At 61.9% G+C, this 15,332-nt stretch carries 15 protein-coding genes; 9 read left to right on the top strand and 6 right to left on the bottom strand.

What is annotated here, in order from left to right; genetic code table 11:
* Nucleotides 1–13: 13 nt before the first annotated feature.
* Nucleotides 14–2,092 (bottom strand): YccS/YhfK family putative transporter, encoded by a 2,079-nt coding sequence (locus ACP39K_RS18960; RefSeq protein WP_033639230.1) that lies wholly within the window; start codon nucleotides 2,090–2,092, stop codon nucleotides 14–16.
* A 50-nt stretch (nucleotides 2,093–2,142) separates the two neighbouring features.
* Nucleotides 2,143–2,775: a cAMP-activated global transcriptional regulator CRP gene (gene crp, locus ACP39K_RS18965; protein ID WP_004090925.1), complete on the bottom strand. Its 633-nt coding sequence runs from the start codon at nucleotides 2,773–2,775 to the stop codon at nucleotides 2,143–2,145.
* A 382-nt stretch (nucleotides 2,776–3,157) separates the two neighbouring features.
* Between crp and ACP39K_RS18970 the strand changes: the two genes are divergently transcribed.
* Nucleotides 3,158–3,565 (top strand): OsmC family protein, encoded by a 408-nt coding sequence (locus tag ACP39K_RS18970; protein WP_004930372.1) that lies wholly within the window; start codon nucleotides 3,158–3,160, stop codon nucleotides 3,563–3,565.
* Between the two features lie 38 nt (nucleotides 3,566–3,603).
* On the opposite strand, the gene ACP39K_RS18975 is transcribed toward ACP39K_RS18970, so the two are convergent.
* The 3 genes from ACP39K_RS18975 to ACP39K_RS18985 all read right to left on the bottom strand — a co-directional run bounded on the left by ACP39K_RS18975 (nucleotide 3,604) and on the right by ACP39K_RS18985 (nucleotide 5,835).
* Nucleotides 3,604–4,473 (bottom strand): phosphoribulokinase, encoded by an 870-nt coding sequence (locus ACP39K_RS18975; protein ID WP_016930343.1) that lies wholly within the window; start codon nucleotides 4,471–4,473, stop codon nucleotides 3,604–3,606.
* A 151-nt stretch (nucleotides 4,474–4,624) separates the two neighbouring features.
* Nucleotides 4,625–4,858, bottom strand: coding sequence for a YheU family protein (locus ACP39K_RS18980; protein WP_004930376.1), 234 nt, complete (start codon nucleotides 4,856–4,858; stop codon nucleotides 4,625–4,627).
* Nucleotides 4,855–5,835, bottom strand: coding sequence for a hydrolase (locus ACP39K_RS18985; protein WP_033639231.1), 981 nt, complete (start codon nucleotides 5,833–5,835; stop codon nucleotides 4,855–4,857). Before ACP39K_RS18985 ends, ACP39K_RS18980 begins: the two co-directional genes overlap by 4 nt.
* 118 nt (nucleotides 5,836–5,953) lie before the next feature.
* Between ACP39K_RS18985 and ACP39K_RS18990 the strand changes: the two genes are divergently transcribed.
* The 6 genes from ACP39K_RS18990 to tauD all read left to right on the top strand — a co-directional run bounded on the left by ACP39K_RS18990 (nucleotide 5,954) and on the right by tauD (nucleotide 10,915).
* A complete protein-coding gene (locus ACP39K_RS18990) occupies nucleotides 5,954–6,556 on the top strand; it encodes a LysE family translocator (protein ID WP_033639232.1) in 603 nt (200 codons plus the stop codon).
* An 11-nt stretch (nucleotides 6,557–6,567) separates the two neighbouring features.
* Nucleotides 6,568–7,350 carry a PhzF family phenazine biosynthesis protein gene (locus tag ACP39K_RS18995; protein WP_033639233.1) on the top strand — a complete coding sequence of 261 codons (783 nt, stop codon included), beginning with the start codon at nucleotides 6,568–6,570 and terminating at the stop codon, nucleotides 7,348–7,350.
* Between the two features lie 114 nt (nucleotides 7,351–7,464).
* Nucleotides 7,465–8,460, top strand: coding sequence for a taurine ABC transporter substrate-binding protein (tauA, locus tag ACP39K_RS19000; RefSeq protein WP_004930383.1), 996 nt, complete (start codon nucleotides 7,465–7,467; stop codon nucleotides 8,458–8,460).
* Between the two features lie 9 nt (nucleotides 8,461–8,469).
* The gene (gene tauB / locus ACP39K_RS19005; protein ID WP_147881940.1) at nucleotides 8,470–9,237 is read left to right on the top strand and encodes a taurine ABC transporter ATP-binding subunit; all 768 of its coding nucleotides are present in this window, start codon (nucleotides 8,470–8,472) and stop codon (nucleotides 9,235–9,237) included.
* On the top strand, nucleotides 9,234–10,070 hold the full coding sequence (tauC, locus tag ACP39K_RS19010; protein ID WP_060445030.1) for a taurine ABC transporter permease TauC: 837 nt from the start codon (nucleotides 9,234–9,236) through the stop codon (nucleotides 10,068–10,070). The genes tauB and tauC overlap by 4 nt, the downstream gene beginning before the upstream one ends.
* Nucleotides 10,067–10,915, top strand: coding sequence for a taurine dioxygenase (gene tauD / locus ACP39K_RS19015; protein ID WP_089185093.1), 849 nt, complete (start codon nucleotides 10,067–10,069; stop codon nucleotides 10,913–10,915). Before tauC ends, tauD begins: the two co-directional genes overlap by 4 nt.
* A 3-nt stretch (nucleotides 10,916–10,918) precedes the next feature.
* Here tauD and ACP39K_RS19020 read toward each other — a convergent pair whose 3' ends face one another.
* Nucleotides 10,919–12,832: an ABC transporter ATP-binding protein gene (locus ACP39K_RS19020; protein WP_060445031.1), complete on the bottom strand. Its 1,914-nt coding sequence runs from the start codon at nucleotides 12,830–12,832 to the stop codon at nucleotides 10,919–10,921.
* 129 nt (nucleotides 12,833–12,961) lie between these two features.
* Here ACP39K_RS19020 and kefG point away from each other — a divergent pair, with 129 nt between their 5' ends.
* Nucleotides 12,962–13,513 (top strand): glutathione-regulated potassium-efflux system ancillary protein KefG, encoded by a 552-nt coding sequence (gene kefG, locus ACP39K_RS19025; protein ID WP_028127618.1) that lies wholly within the window; start codon nucleotides 12,962–12,964, stop codon nucleotides 13,511–13,513.
* A 2-nt stretch (nucleotides 13,514–13,515) separates the two neighbouring features.
* Complete coding sequence (kefB, locus tag ACP39K_RS19030) at nucleotides 13,516–15,324, top strand: glutathione-regulated potassium-efflux system protein KefB (protein ID WP_015379275.1); 1,809 nt, start codon at nucleotides 13,516–13,518, stop codon at nucleotides 15,322–15,324.
* Nucleotides 15,325–15,332 lie beyond the last annotated feature (8 nt).

The raw sequence follows: 15,332 nt of genomic DNA on the forward strand, positions 1-15,332 counted from the left end.
GCATGCCGCGCCCTTATTGATCGCGCAGTTTGCGCTTGAGCCAGATGCCGTGGTGCGGGCGCTGGCGCCAGGCCAGCGACGAAATGGTATGCATCACGTTCAGGTGCGACAGGATGCGCCGCAAATGACGTTCCATCTCGGTGACGGGCATCTCCGGATGCAGATCCGGCGGCTGCATGATGCCGCTGTTGCCGCTGCTCGGGCCGTCGTATTCCAACCGCTGCTGACAGCTTTGCAGCGCGATTTCACAGGTTTGTAGATAGGCTTCCGCCAGTTTCGGCGTCAGCATGTAGTGCTCGCGCGCCAGAATGGTCATGGCGTTCAGGTGTTCGACGATGAACTGGCTGTGAGTGACCCACAGCCGCATGTCCGCCAGATAATTCGACGCGAACCCCGGTTCCTGCATCGCCTGATTGAGCGAGGTGAACAGCGCGTTGTGCGCCTGGTTGACCTGCATGCGGGTATAGGCCAATGCGGTGGCGTCCGGTTCCGGTTGCTTCAGCATCAGCCGCAGCGCGGTTTGATCGTGTTCCAGCGCCTGATGGGCATTCTTGCGCAGCAGCCCGCTTTGCCACTGCGGCCACAGCCAAATGGTGCCGCCGAACGCCAGCACGCAGCCTATCAGCGTATCGATCAGGCGCGGTACCAGAAAATGCGAGCCGTTCAGCGCCAGCAGCTGCAGGGTGTAAACCGCCGTGACCGTAAAGCCAATCACCGACAGCCCGTAGTTCTTGCGCGAAACCAGGTAGGCCAGCAGGGTGATCACCAGCATGATGCTCAGCGTTTCTCCCTCCGGCAGCTGCAGCTGCAGCAGCCCGGCCGCCAGCAACAGTCCGGCAATCGTGCCCAGCGCACGGTGCTGAATACGCACCCGGGTGGCGTTATACCCGTTTTGGCTCACCAGCATGATGGTGAGCAGGATCCAGTATGGCTTCGGCAGGTTGAAGACCGCACCCAGGCTGCTGCCGACCGCCAGCGTCACCCCCAGCCGCGCGGCGTTGCGCAGGGCGGTGGATTTGAACGACAGATAGCTGGCCAGCGCCGGCCAAAACGGCAGGCGGTGCTGGCCGGGCATCAGGTCGCGGCGGTACAGCGGATGCTGGGTGCGCAGCAGGCGGGCGATGCGGCTGAAGTGGTAATAACAAAACTGGCCGACCGGGTTATCGGGATGCTGCGCCGCCATTTTTTCCAGCGCCGCCAGTTCGTGGCTCATGGAGAAGCGCTTCGAATGCTGATGGTAGAGGATATCGTGCGCCACCACGCGCAGCCGGCCGGCGATCACCAGTGCATTGCGGCGAATGATCGCTTCGGCCTGGCTCTGCTCCACCAGTTTTTGCACTTCCTCCGGCAAATGCAGGCTGACGGTGATGTGCTCCTGCAGATCCATCGCCACCTGAAAGGCGCGCTGCAGGCGCTTTTGTTCGAGGTTGTTGGCGTGCGGCAGGAAATTGAGCTGTTGGTACAAAAGGCTGATCAGATCCATCACCTTTTGCTGGCGCACCAGCAGCGGCGGCAGCGCGGTTTGCGGATCGGTGTGCTGGGTCAGAAGTGAGTATTTGGCTTCGAAATAGTCCGCCAGCTCCAGGTAGAGCTGGCTCAGCGTCTCGCGCATCGGCTGCTCTTTCCACAGCTTGAACCAGAACCAGGTGAATAAGCCGTACCAGACGGTGCCGATCGCGTACAGCAGCGGCGCCTGCCAGAGAGGCACCGTGCCGGCCGTGCTGAGAGCGAAAATGGCGGCCACCAGCGCCGCCGGCAATAGCCGGGCGTGCAGCGGGCTGATTTCACCGGTGACGCCGAGCAGCAGCGCCAGGCCCAGCATCAGCGCCGGCAGCGGTACGTGCCACAGCAGCGCCTGTTGCAACAGCACGCTGCTGAAGGCGAACAGCGAGCCGCCGACGATCAGCCGTTTAAAGAAGCGCTTATGCGGCGTGTCCAGACCGGCGATATTGCAGCAGGCGGGCACCAGAGAGAACATCAGGCCGAGCTGCAGCTGGCCTATCAGCAGGCCGAACAGCACCGGCAGGCACAACACCAGCGTTTGTCGCAGTGCGTAGTTGATTTCCGGGTGGTAGATCAGGCGGCGCCACATGGCAGAGAGCAGATAAAAAAACGGCGCAGATTGCGCCGTTTCTTCGGAGATTAACGGGTGCCGTAGACGACAATGGTTTTGCCGTGGGCGGAAATCAGGTTTTGATCTTCCAGCATTTTCAGAATACGGCCAACGGTTTCACGCGAGCAGCCGACGATCTGGCCGATCTCCTGACGGGTGATCTTGATCTGCATGCCGTCCGGGTGAGTCATGGCGTCGGGTTGCTTCGCCAGATTCAGCAGGGTTTGCGCGATGCGGCCGGTCACGTCCAGGAAGGCGAGGTTGCCCACTTTTTCGGAGGTGACCTGCAGGCGGCTCGCCATTTGGGCGGACAGACGCATCAGGATGTCCGGGTTCACCTGGATCAGTTGGCGGAATTTCTTGTAGGAAATTTCGGCCACTTCACAGGCGGTTTTCGCGCGAACCCAGGCGCTGCGCTCCTGGCCTTCTTCGAACAATCCGAGCTCGCCGATGAAATCCCCCTGGTTGAGGTAGGACAGGATCATCTCTTTACCTTCTTCATCCTTGATCAGCACCGCGACGGAGCCTTTCACGATGTAGTAAAGCGTTTCGGCCTTTTCACCTTGGTGAATCAGCGTACTCTTCGATGGATATTTGTGGATATGGCAATGAGACAGGAACCATTCGAGAGTAGGGTCTGTTTGCGGTTTGCCGAGAACCATTCGCTGTTATCCTCTGTTGTTATCGCTGCCTTGTGTCACAGGGGTCAGAGTTCCCTGTAAAACCCGCCTGTAGCCGCAGTCATGAGCGAGGGCTACCGGCAAGTTTTGAGGCGTGTCATAAAAATACGCTGTCGCTCTAGCATATTAACTTGCCGTAAGCGCTGCAAGCTACATTCTGTTAACATACCGGTAAAGGAGCCTTTCTCTGGGCGTTTCCCTGAAATACAGTGTCCCGGAAAGATTTATTGCGGCTCTGTTTGTAGCACAGAGTAAGGCGGGTGTCTCGTGTTGTCTCGCTTCAGCATGATTAGCATCAGGTTACGTTGCCTGTTTCTATGCGAAAGCGTACTCTGATTTTAAGAAATCAACCGGAGTGACCAGAATGCAGGCAAGAGTTAAATGGGTGGAAGGGTTAACGTTTTTGGGTGAATCGGCCTCCGGCCATCAGGTGCTGATGGACGGCAACGCCGGTGATAAAGCGCCCAGCCCGATGGAGATGGTGCTGATGTCGGTGGGCGGCTGCAGCGCGATCGACGTGGTCTCCATCCTGCAAAAAGGGCGCAACGACGTGCGCGACTGCGAGGTGAAGCTGACCTCCGAGCGCCGCGAAGAAGCCCCGCGCTTGTTCACCCATATCAACCTGCACTTCATCGTTACCGGCCAGGATCTGACCGACAAAATCGTCGAGCGAGCGGTGAACCTGTCGGCGGAGAAGTACTGCTCGGTGGCGCTGATGCTCAACAAGGCCGCCACGGTGACCCACAGCTTCGAGATCCGCCAGCCGGCGTAATCGAGACGGAGCGCGGCTCGGCGCCGCGCTCAACGCGCTTATTCGATTTTCTTGCCTTCCAGCAGCCGCTGCACCAGCGGCGCCATGATCAGCTCCATCGCCAGCCCCATTTTGCCGCCCGGCACCACTAACGTATTGATGTGCGAGATAAACGAGCCCTGCAGCATCGCCAGCAAGTAGGGGAAGTCGATCTGGTCCAGGCCGCGGAAGTGGATCACCACGAAGCTTTCATCCAGTGAGGGAATGGCCTTGGCGGCGAACGGGTTGGAGGTGTCCACCGTCGGCACGCGCTGGAAGTTGATGTGGGTGCGCGAGAATTGCGGCGTAATGTAGTTGATGTAGTCTTCCATCGAGCGCACCACCGAATCCATCACCGCTTCGCGGGAGTGGCCGCGTTCGCCGGTATCGCGGATCAGCTTCTGGATCCACTCCAGGTTGACGATCGGCACCACGCCGACCAGCAGATCGACGTGTTTGGCCACGTCATGGTGCTCGGTGACCACGCCGCCGTGCAGCCCCTCGTAGAACAGCACGTCGGTCGGCGCCGGCAGCGGCTCCCACGGGGTGAAGGTGCCCGGCACCTGATTGTAGGGCACCGCTTCGTCGTAGGTGTGCAGGTACTTGCGCGAACGGCCGGTGCCGTTTTTACCGTACTCGATAAAGCTCTGCTGCAGCAGGCCGAAGTCGTTGGCCTCGGGGCCGAAATAGCTGATGTGTCTGCCCAGATCGCGCGCCTTGCGGATCGCCGCGTCCATTTCCGGCCGGGTATAGCGGTGGAAGCTGTCGCCCTCCAGCTCGGCGGCGCGAATGTTGAGCTGCTGGAAGATTTTGCGGAACGCCACGCTGGTGGTGGTGGTGCCGGCGCCGCTGGAACCGGTCACCGCGATAACGGGATGTTTGGCAGACATGGTGGTTGTCACTCCGTGTTGAATGCGCCGGCGTCAGGGGATTATTGTGGCTCTTGTTGACGCTCTCTATGTCAGGAAAAAATGGCGCGCGCTGGTTTGCAATGTCCCATTGTTACCTGATTTTTTCCGTCAGTCATAGAACCGGGCGCCACTAAATTTCTTCCTGCCCGGCGCGGAACTGGCCGCGCGGCATGATGTTGACGCTCTCGTGCAGTTCCGACCACACCAGCACCACTTCGCCGTTTTTCAGCTGGCGGCGCACGTCCTCCACCTTCTGCTCCAGCGATCGTTCGTGCTCGCCGTAATCGGTGCCTTCGCGCAGCACAAAGGATTCGATCAGGCTGTTCAGGGTGTCGGTAGCCAGTTCTTGCCAGGGAATAATCACGTCGGAATGTCCAGATAAGGGGAAAGCCAGGCCGGAATGCGATGCTCCAGCCACATGTGCGGTTTTTTCAGCGTGCCGCCGACGAAGCCGACGTGGCCGCCGAACTCAGTCAGCTGATATTCGATATTGCGCGGCAGGCCGGCGACGTCGGGGATCACCTCAGGGGTCATGAAAGGGTCGTCCTGCGCATGGATGATCAGCAGCGGCGTCTGGATGGACGGCAACAGCGGCAGGGCGCTGCAGCGGCGATAATAGTCGGTGGCGTCGCTGAAGCCGTGAATGCGCGAGGTGATGGCATCGTCGAACTCGCGGATGCGCCGCAAACCGTTCAGCTGTGACAGCTTGAGCGGCAGGGTGTCCGGATAGTGCAACAGCTTGCGGGTGGCGTTTTGTTTCAGCTGCCCCAGCAGGTAGCGCTGATAAACGCGGGAGAAGCCTTGCTCCATGCGGTAGGCGCAGGGTTCCAGCATCAGCGGCGCCGAGACCACCACCGCCGCCTGCAGCAGGCTGTCGGCGCCTTGCTGCGCCAGATAGCAGGCCAGCATGTTGCCGCCGAGCGAAACGCCTACCGCCGCGGTTGGCACTTCGCCGTAGCGGTCGCGCAGCCAGCGCAGAAAGAAGCGCGCGTCTTCGGTTTCGCCGGAGTGATAGATGCGCTGTTTGCGGTTGGGCACGCCGCTGCAGCCGCGAAAGTGCATCACCACGCCCAGCCAGCCGCGATCGCGCCAGGCGTTGAGCAGGCCATGCGCGTAGGGGCTGTAGAAGCTGCCCTCCAGGCCGTGGAACAGCACCGCGCGCGGTTTGTCGCGCGCCTGCGCCGGATCCTCGCTCCAGGCGAGATCGACGAAATCGCCGTCGGGCAATTCCAGCCGTTGCCAATGCGGTTTCAATAACACGCGGCGGCGCACCAGCCGCGGCAACAGCGTTTGCAGGTGCGGGTTACTGGCCCCGGTCAGAGGGCGAAAGGTGTTAGGCATAGGCTGAGTAAAATGTTGTGGGCGGCTATTGTGAGATCCCTAGCGCACTGTTAGCTTCAATACCAAGAATTAACAATGATACTGCAAAAAAGCGCCTTGGGTGAGGAGCACCCGTGCCATGGAACCGAGTTTATTCCTTTCGATGCTGGGCTTCCTGTGGGTCGCGGCCATCACGCCTGGCCCCAATAATCTGCTGCTGACTACCTCCGGCGCTAACTTCGGCTTTATGCGATCGCTGTGGCTGATGGTCGGCATCATGCTCGGCATGCAAAGCATTTTGCTGCTGGTGGCGTTCGGCGTCGGCAGCCTGATCCTGATCTACCCGTCGCTGCACCTGATCCTGAAAATCCTCGGCAGTTTGTACCTGCTGTGGCTGGCGTGGAAAGTCGCCACCGCCGCCTATGAAAAGCTGGAAACCGACGTGGCGCCGCCGCAGCCGGTGCGGCTGTATCAGGGCTGGCTGCTGCAGTTCCTCAACCCGAAAGCCTGGCTGATGGCGCTGGGCGCGGTGGCGAGCTTCAGCCTGGCGGGCGATAAGTACAACGGTTCCATTGCGGCGATCGCGCTGGGCATTGTGGCGGTGAACATCGTCGCCGGCATTATCTGGCTGGCGTTCGGCACCCTGATCGGCCGCCTGCTGCGCAGCAAAAAGGCCTGGGTTATCTTCAACGTTTCCATGGGGCTGCTGACGGCAGCCTGCGTATTACTGATTTGGCATTAAGGAGCGGAACGATGGCGGAAAACTATTATCACGTGGTCGCCTTTACCGGCGAAGGGTTGCGCGGCAACCCGGCCGGGGTTTGTCTGCTGACGCAGCCGCTGCCGGCGGAGCGGCTGCAGGCGATCGCCAACGAGATCGGCCTGCCGGAAACCAGCTTTGTCTGGGATGACGGCGATATGACCGCCATCCGCTGGTTTACTCCGGAACGCGAGGTCGATCTTTGCGGCCACGGCACCCTGGCGGCGGCGCATGTGATGTTCAGCGCGGTTAACCCGGCGCTGCGAGATATTCGCTTCCGTTCGGCCGGCGGCGAGCTGCTCGTCAAGCGCGATGCGCAGGACGGGGAGCGGCTGGTACTTGATTTCCCCGCCCGGCCGCCGCAGAAAGTCGCCGAACCGGCAGGCCTCGCGGCGCTGTTGGGCGTGCAGCCGCAGGAAGTGTGGCAGGCGAAAGCGCTGCTGGTGGTGCTTGAACATGAGGCGCAGGTGCGCGCGCTGCGGCCGGACATTCCCGCGTTGATCGCGCTGGCCGGGCGTGCGGTCATCGTCACCGCGCTCGGTGACACCGTGGACTTCGTTTCGCGCTATTTCACGCTCGACGGCGGTGAGGATCCGGTCACCGGCTCCGCGCACTGCACGTTGATGCCTTACTGGACGGCGCGTCTCGGCCGCCATCGGTTGCACGCCCGGCAGATTTCGGCGCGCGGCGGCGAGCTGTTCTGCGAACTGCAAGGGGACCGCACGCTGCTGGGCGGCTACGCTCACGTGTTCTTGCGCGGGACGATCGCGCTGTGATCCGCTTTAATATTACCTAAGGTAATAAAGAAGACTTTTTTATTCTTTTATCGCCCGTCATCGCTCAGATAAAACTGTCAGCAACTGAACAGATTTTTATCAACGGAGCGCAACATGGCGGGCAAACTCTTTTCTTTACGTAACGCGGCGCTGCTGGCGTTGTCGCTCAGCGCGGCCAGCGCCTACGCGGTGGACGTGACCGTGGCGTACCAGACGTCGGCGGAGCCGGCCAAGGTGGCGCAGGCGGAAAACAGCTTCGCCAAACAGTCCGGCGCGACCGTCGACTGGCGTAAGTTCGACAGCGGTTCCAGCGTGCTGCGCGCGCTGGCCTCCGGCGACGTGCAGATCGGCAATATCGGCTCCAGCCCGCTGGCGGTGGCCGCCAGCCAAAAACTCCCCATCGAAGTGTTCCTCATCGCCTCGCAGCTCGGCAGCTCCGAAGCGCTGGTGGTGAAAAATGACATCAAAAGCCCGCAGGATCTGATCGGCAAGCGCATTGCGGTGCCGTTTATTTCCACCACCCATTACAGCCTGCTGGCCTCGCTCAAACATTGGGGCATCAAGCCTGAACAGGTGAAGATCCTCAATCTGCAGCCGCCGGCCATCGCCGCCGCCTGGCAGCGCGGCGACATCGACGGCGCTTATGTCTGGGCGCCGGTGGTCAACGAACTGGCCAAACAGGGCAAGGTGCTGACCGACTCCGCGCAGGTGGGCGAATGGGGGTCACCGACGCTGGACGTGTGGGTGGTGCGCAAAGACTTCGCCGAGAAACATCCCGACGTAGTGACCGCCTTTGCCGCCAGCGCCCTGCAGGCGCAAAAGGCCTACCTGGCGGCGCCGGAACAGTGGCTGAAAGATCCGAGCCATCTCAGCACGCTGGCGCGCCTGAGCGGCGTACCGGAAGCGCAGGTGCCGGAACTGGTTAAGGGGAACCGTTATCTGCCGGTGGCCGATCAGGTTGCCCAACTCGGCCAGCCGGTGGACAAGGCAATCCGCGATACCGCCGAATTCCTCAAGCAGCAGGGCAAGATCCCGCAGGTCGACAGCGACTACAGCGCTTACGTCACCGACCGTTTTGTGAAACAGGTGCAGGCTGCGCCGCAGTCGTAAGGAAGCAGGATGCTAAACGTCAATCATCTTTCAGCAGAGTATCAGGGGCGGCCCGCGCTGCGTGACGTGTCGTTCCAGATCGCCACCGGGCAACTGGTGGTGGTGCTCGGCCCATCGGGCTGCGGCAAGACCACGCTGCTGAATTTGATCGCCGGGTTTATCGAGCCTTCAGCTGGCAGCATCACGCTGGATGGAACGCCCGTTCACGGCCCGGGGGCCGAACGGGGCGTGGTGTTCCAGCATGAGGGCTTACTGCCGTGGCGCAACGTGGTGGACAACGTCGAGTTCGGCCTGCAACTGGCCGGCATCGGCAAGGCGCAGCGCCGCCAGGTGGCGGAGCAGATGCTGCAGCGCGTGGGGCTGGCGGGCTATGAACAGCACTTCATCTGGCAGCTTTCCGGCGGCATGCGCCAACGCGTCGGCATTGCCCGCGCCCTGGCCGCCGATCCGCGTCTGCTGTTGCTGGATGAGCCATTCGGCGCGCTGGACGCGTTCACGCGCGAGCAAATGCAGGAGCTGCTGCTGACCATCTGGCGTGATACCGGCAAGCAGGTACTGCTGATCACCCACGATATCGAAGAGGCGGTGTTCCTCGCCAGCGAGCTGCTGCTGCTGTCGCCGGGGCCGGGGCAGGTGGTGGAGCGGCTGTCGCTGAACTTCGGCCAGCGCTATGCCGACGGCGAAGCCTGCCGCGCCATCAAGTCCGATCCTGAATTTATCGCTCAGCGCGAATACGTGCTGGGCAAAGTTTTCCAACAGCGCGAGGCCTTGCTATGAGCCTGCATTCCACTATGAAGGCCGCGGCCCAGCCGCAGGGCAAAGCGGCGCGCCGTTTCAGCGTGCCGCGCAACGTTTGGCTGAGCGGCGCCACGCTGTTGACGGTGTTGATCGTCTGGTGGGGCGTGACGGCGCTGCAGCTGATCAGCCCGCTGTTTTTGCCGGCGCCGCAGCAGGTGCTGCACCAACTGATCACCATCGCCAGCCCGCAAGGCTTTATGGACGCCACGCTATGGCAGCATCTGGCGGCCAGCCTGGGGCGCATTTTGGTGGCGCTGCTGGCGGCGGTGATTATCGGCATTCCGGTGGGCATCGCCATGGGACTGAACGACACGGTGCGCGGCATCCTCGATCCGCTGATTGAGATCTATCGCCCGGTGCCGCCGCTGGCCTATCTGCCGCTGATGGTGATTTGGTTCGGCATCGGCGAGACCTCGAAAATCTTGCTGATTTATCTGGCGATCTTCGCGCCGGTGACGCTGTCCGCCGTGGCCGGCGTGCGCAGCGTGGCGCAGGTGCGGGTGCGCGCCGCCCGCGCGTTGGGCGCCACGCGCTGGCAGGTGCTGCGCTTCGTGGTGCTGCCGAGCGCGCTGCCGGAGATCCTGACCGGCATCCGCATCGGGCTGGGCGTCGGCTGGTCGACGCTGGTGGCCGCCGAACTGATCGCCGCCACGCGCGGCCTGGGATTTATGGTGCAATCCGCCGGTGAGTTTTTGGCGACCGACGTAGTGTTGGCCGGCATCGGCGTGATTGCGGTGATTGCATTTGGGTTGGAGCTGGGGCTGCGCGCCCTGCAGCGCCGATTGACCCCGTGGCATGGAGTACAGCAATGAACGAACGTCTGAATATCACCCCGCTGGGGCCTTACATCGGGGCGTTGGTGGAAAATGTCGAGTTGGCCCGGCCGTTGGGCGACGGTCAGTTTGAACAGCTCTATCATGCGCTGTTGAAGCATCAGGTGCTGTTCTTCCGCAATCAGCCGATCACGCCGCTGCAGCAGCGCGATCTGGCCGGCCGTTTCGGCGATCTGCATATCCATCCGGTCTATCCGCACGCCACCGACGTGGAAGAGATCATCGTGCTCGATACCCACGACGACAACCCGCCGGACAACGACAACTGGCACACCGACGTGACCTTTATCGAGAACCCGCCGCTGGGAGCGATCCTGGCGGCCAAGAGGCTGCCTGCCACCGGCGGCGATACGCTGTGGGCCAGCGGAATCGCCGCCTATGAGGCGCTGTCGGCGCCGTTCAGAACGCTGCTCGCGGGGCTGCGCGCGGAGCATGACTTCACCAAGTCGTTCCCGGAGCACAAGCATCGCGGCAGTGAAGAGGAGCATCAGCGCTGGCAACTGGCGGTGCAGAAAAACCCGCCGCTGCTGCATCCGGTGGTGCGTACCCATCCGGTCAGCGGCCGGCAGGCGCTGTTCGTCAATGAAGGGTTCACCACGCGGATCGTCGATCTGGCGCCGAAGGAGAGCGACGCTTTGCTGAACTTCCTGTTTGCTCACATCACCAAACCGGAGTTTCAGGTGCGCTGGCGATGGCAGGAAAATGACGTGGCGATCTGGGATAACCGCGTGACGCAGCACTACGCCAACGCGGATTATCTGCCGCAGCGGCGCATCATGCACCGCGCGACCATTCTGGGGGATAGGCCTTTTTACAAAGCCTGAGGCTTAGGCGTCGAACGCCTGCGTTAACTGCTCCAGCTGTTCCTGCGCATCCAGCCAGGTCATTTCCGTCTCTTCCAGCGCGGATTTGGCCTGGCTTTGCTTTTGCAGGCAGTCGGTCAGTTCGGCCTTGCGGCTGATGTCGTATAGCGCGGGATCCGCCAACTGCTCTTCCACCGCCGCCAGCTCGGCGCCCAATTTTTCCATCTGCTGTTCCAGCTTGGCGATCTGCTTGCGCAGCGGTTGGGTTTGCGTACGGAACTCCGCCTCGCGGCGTTTTTGATCCTTGCGCGCCTGCGCGCTGTTGCCGCCGCTCTCTTTTTCCGGTGCGTCCTGCTGGCTTTCCTGGCGCTGCAGGTCGACAAGCCACTGCTGGTAGTCGTCGAGATCGCCCTCGAAAGGCTCGACCTGGCCGTCGTGTACCAGGTACAGATCGTCGGTGGTGGAACGCAGCAGGTGACGGTCGTGCGATACCACCACCAACGCGCCTTCGAAATCGATCAGCGCCTCGGTCAGCGCCTGACGCATGTCGAGATCCAGGTGGTTGGTCGGTTCATCGAGCAGCAGCAGGTTCGGGCGCTGCCAGACGATCAGCGCCAGCACCAGTCGCGCCTTCTCGCCGCCGGAGAAACGTTCGGTCACTTCGCTGACCTTGTCGCCCTGGAAGCCGAAACCGCCCAGATAGTCGCGCAACTGCTGCTCCAGCACCCTTGGGGCGATGCGGCTTAGGTGCTGCAACGGCGATTCGTCGGCGCGCAGGAATTCCAGCTGATGCTGGGCGAAGTAACCCAGCTTGATGCCTTTCGCCAGGCCTATCTCGCCGCTCAGCGGCTCAAGGGTGCCGGCCAGCAGTTTGATCAGCGTCGATTTCCCGGCGCCGTTGCGGCCGAGCAGGCCAATGCGCGAGCCGGGCACCAGGTTCAGCTTGATTGACTTCAGGATCACTTTATCGCCATATCCGGCGCTGACTTTTTCCATGCGCAGCAGCGGGTTCGGCAGGCTTTCCGGCGGACGGAAGCTGAAGGTGAACGGGTTGTCGACGTGCGCCGGGGCGATCAGCTCCATGCGCTCCAGCATCTTGATGCGGCTCTGCGCCTGCTTGGCCTTGGAGGCCTTTGCCCGAAAACGGTCGATATAACTTTGCAGGTGCGCCACTTTTTCTTGCTGATGCTGATAAAGCGACTGTTGCTGCGCCAATTTGGTGGCGCGCTGGCGTTCGAACGACGAGTAGTTGCCGGTGTATTCGTTCAGGGTCTGCTGTTCGATATGCAGGATTTTGTCGACAATCGGATCGAGGAAGTCGCGATCGTGCGAGATCAGCACCAGCGTGCCGGGATAGTTCTTCAGCCAGCGCTCCAGCCAGATCACCGCATCGAGATCCAGGTGGTTGGTTGGTTCGTCGAGCAGCAGGAGGTCGGAACGGCACACCAGCGCCTGCGCCAGGTTAAGACGCATGCGCCAGCCGCCGGAAAAGTCGCGCACCGGGCTTTGCAACTGTTCGTTGGAGAAGCCGAGACCGTGCAGCAGGCTGGCGGCGCGGGAGCGGATGGTCCAGGCGTCGATGGCGTCCAGCTTGCCGTGCAGGGTGGCGATGGCGTGGCCGTCGTTGCGATCGTTGGCCGCCTGCAACTCGGCTTCAAGCTGGCGAAACTCGCGGTCGCCGTCGATAACATACTCGATCGCCGGCACGTCCAGCGCCGGCGTCTCCTGGTTGACCCAGGCCAGCGCCCAGTTGCCGGGGAAGGTGAAGCTGCCGCCGTCCGCCGCGATCTCGCCCTTCAGCAGCGACAACAGCGTGGATTTGCCACAGCCGTTTTTGCCCACCAGGCCGACCTTCTGACCTGGATTAACCGTCGCCGTGGCGTTGTCCAGCAGGACGCGGATGCCGCGTCGGATTTGTAGCGAGGAGAATACAATCATAAAGCGCCGTATGTTCAGAGTATGTTAAATTATCATTAAGGTAACAGAACGCGCACCGCGCGCTGTTTTTGTCTTTGCGATGCATGGTAACGGAAAACCGCTACCCTGACGACGCTTTGGAGGGGAATGATGTCGCAGCCGCCCAAGGTCTTGCTGCTGTATGCCCATCCGGAATCTCATGACTCGGTGGCGAACCGGGTTTTGCTTCGACCGGCGCAGCAGTTGGAACATGTCACCGTGCACGATCTCTACGCGCACTATCCTGATTTTTTTATCGATATCCATCACGAACAACAGCTGCTGCGTGAGCATCAGGTCATCGTGTTTCAGCACCCTCTGTACACCTACAGCTGCCCGGCGCTGCTGAAGGAGTGGCTGGATCGCGTGCTGGCGCGCGGCTTCGCCAGCGGCGTGGGCGGCAATGCGCTGGCGGGCAAATACTGGCGCTCGGTGATCACCACCGGCGAGCCGGAAGGCGCCTACCGCACCGGCGGTTATAACCACTATCCGATGGAAGATATCCTGCGGCCGTTCGAGCTGACCGCCGGGATGTGCCATATGCACTGGTTGACGCCGTTCGTGGTCTATTGGGCGCGGCGGCAAAAGCCGGAGGTGCTGCGCAGCCACGCAGACGCCTACGGGGAGTGGCTGAGCCACCCGCTGCCGCATGGAGGGCGGTGATCATGGAAGGATCGACCTTACTGACCGCCATTTTGCTGTTCCTGTTCGCCGCGGTGGTGACGGTGCCGATCGCCCGTCGTCTGGGGATTGGCGCGGTGCTGGGCTATCTGATCGCCGGCATCGCCATCGGCCCGTGGGGGTTGGGCTTCATTCGCGACGTCGACGAGATCCTGCACTTCTCCGAGTTGGGCGTGGTGTTCCTGATGTTCATCATCGGCCTGGAGCTGAATCCCAGCAAGCTGTGGGAGCTGCGGCGTTCGATTTTCGGCGCCGGCGCCGGCCAGGTGTTGATCACCGCGGCGGTGCTGGGCGCGCTGCTGTACCTGACGCACTTCGCCTGGCAGGCGGCGGTGATCGGCGGTATCGGCCTGGCGATGTCTTCCACCGCCATGGCGCTGCAGCTGATGCGCGAAAAGGGCATGAACCGCAACGAAGGCGGACAGCTGGGTTTCTCGGTGCTGCTGTTCCAGGATATGGCGGTGATCCCGGCGCTGGCGTTGATCCCCATTCTGGCCGGCGCCGGCGGCACCAGCGACGACTGGGCCAAGATCGCGCTCAAGGTGGCGGCGTTTGGCGGCATGCTGATCGGCGGCCGTTTCCTGCTGCGGCCGCTGTTCCGCTATATCGCCGCTTCCGGCGTGCGCGAGATCTTCACTGCCGCGGCGCTGTTGCTGGTGCTCGGCTCGGCGCTGTTTATGGAGACGCTTGGCCTGTCGATGGCGCTCGGCACCTTCATCGCCGGGGTGCTGTTGGCGGAGAGCGAATACCGCCACGAGCTGGAGATTTCTATCGAGCCGTTTAAAGGGCTGCTGCTGGGGCTGTTCTTTATCTCGGTGGGCATGGTGTTGAATATCGGCGTGCTCTATACCCATCTGGCCGAGGTGTTGATCGGCGTGTTGGCGCTGGTGGCGGTCAAATCCGGCGTGCTCTACGGGGTGTCGCGGCTGTTCGGCCTGCGTAGTTCGGTGCGCCTGCAGTTTGCCGGCGTGCTCAGCCAGGGCGGTGAGTTTGCCTTCGTGCTGTTTTCTGCGGCGGGCGCGCAAAAGGTGCTGCAGCCGGATCAACTCTCTTTGCTGCTGGTGGTGGTGACGCTGTCGATGATGACCACGCCGCTACTCATGCAGGCCATCGACCGCATTTTGGCGCGCCGCTACAACGCCAAAGGCGAAGACGAGGAGACGCCGTACGTAGAGGACGACGATCCGCAGGTGATCATCGTTGGCTTCGGGCGTTTCGGCCAGGTGATCGGCCGCCTGTTGATGGCCAACAAAATGCGCATTACCGTACTGGAACGCGATGTCAGCGCCGTCGGCGTGCTGCGGCGTTACGGATATCAGGTTTATTACGGCGACGCCACCGAGCTGGAGCTGTTGCGCGCGGCGGGCGCCGAAAAGGCCAAGTCGATCGTGATCACCTGCAATGAGCCGGAAGACACCATGGAGATCGTGCGGTTGTGCCAGCAGCACTTCCCGAATCTGAGCATTCTGGCGCGGGCACGCGGCCGCGTGGAGGCGCATGAGCTGCTGCAGGCGGGCGTGAAACAGTTCAGCCGCGAAACCTTCTCCAGCGCGCTGGAACTGGGGCGCAAGGCGTTGATGGAGTTGGGCATGCACCCGCATCAGGCCTTCCGCGCCCAGCAGCATTTCCGCCGCCTGGATATGCGCATGCTGCGTGAACTGATGCCGCCGCATCAGGGCGACGTGGCGCAAATTTCCCGCGTGAAAGAGGCGCGGCGCGAGCTGGAAGAGCTGTTCCATCGCGAAATGCAAAAAGAAAGTCGCCAGTTCGACGGCTGGGACGAATACGAATAAGCGGGAGC

The organism is Serratia sp. EC4 (genome assembly GCF_059652115.1).

Bases quoted from the DNA above. Each gene is read 5' to 3' on its own strand.
- tauC (WP_060445030.1), top strand. From the start codon at position 9,234: ATGAGCCTGCATTCCACTATGAAGGCCGCGGCCCAGCCGCAGGGCAAA.
- ACP39K_RS18995 (WP_033639233.1), top strand. From the start codon at position 6,568: ATGGCGGAAAACTATTATCACGTGGTCGCCTTTACCGGCGAAGGGTTG.
- kefG (WP_028127618.1), top strand. From the start codon at position 12,962: ATGTCGCAGCCGCCCAAGGTCTTGCTGCTGTATGCCCATCCGGAATCT.
- ACP39K_RS18960 (WP_033639230.1), bottom strand. From the start codon at position 2,092: ATGTGGCGCCGCCTGATCTACCACCCGGAAATCAACTACGCACTGCGA.
- ACP39K_RS19020 (WP_060445031.1), bottom strand. From the start codon at position 12,832: ATGATTGTATTCTCCTCGCTACAAATCCGACGCGGCATCCGCGTCCTG.
- kefB (WP_015379275.1), top strand. From the start codon at position 13,516: ATGGAAGGATCGACCTTACTGACCGCCATTTTGCTGTTCCTGTTCGCC.
- crp (WP_004090925.1), bottom strand. From the start codon at position 2,775: ATGGTTCTCGGCAAACCGCAAACAGACCCTACTCTCGAATGGTTCCTG.
- ACP39K_RS18970 (WP_004930372.1), top strand. From the start codon at position 3,158: ATGCAGGCAAGAGTTAAATGGGTGGAAGGGTTAACGTTTTTGGGTGAA.
- tauB (WP_147881940.1), top strand. From the start codon at position 8,470: ATGCTAAACGTCAATCATCTTTCAGCAGAGTATCAGGGGCGGCCCGCG.
- ACP39K_RS18985 (WP_033639231.1), bottom strand. From the start codon at position 5,835: ATGCCTAACACCTTTCGCCCTCTGACCGGGGCCAGTAACCCGCACCTG.
- ACP39K_RS18975 (WP_016930343.1), bottom strand. From the start codon at position 4,473: ATGTCTGCCAAACATCCCGTTATCGCGGTGACCGGTTCCAGCGGCGCC.
- tauA (WP_004930383.1), top strand. From the start codon at position 7,465: ATGGCGGGCAAACTCTTTTCTTTACGTAACGCGGCGCTGCTGGCGTTG.
- ACP39K_RS18990 (WP_033639232.1), top strand. From the start codon at position 5,954: ATGGAACCGAGTTTATTCCTTTCGATGCTGGGCTTCCTGTGGGTCGCG.
- tauD (WP_089185093.1), top strand. From the start codon at position 10,067: ATGAACGAACGTCTGAATATCACCCCGCTGGGGCCTTACATCGGGGCG.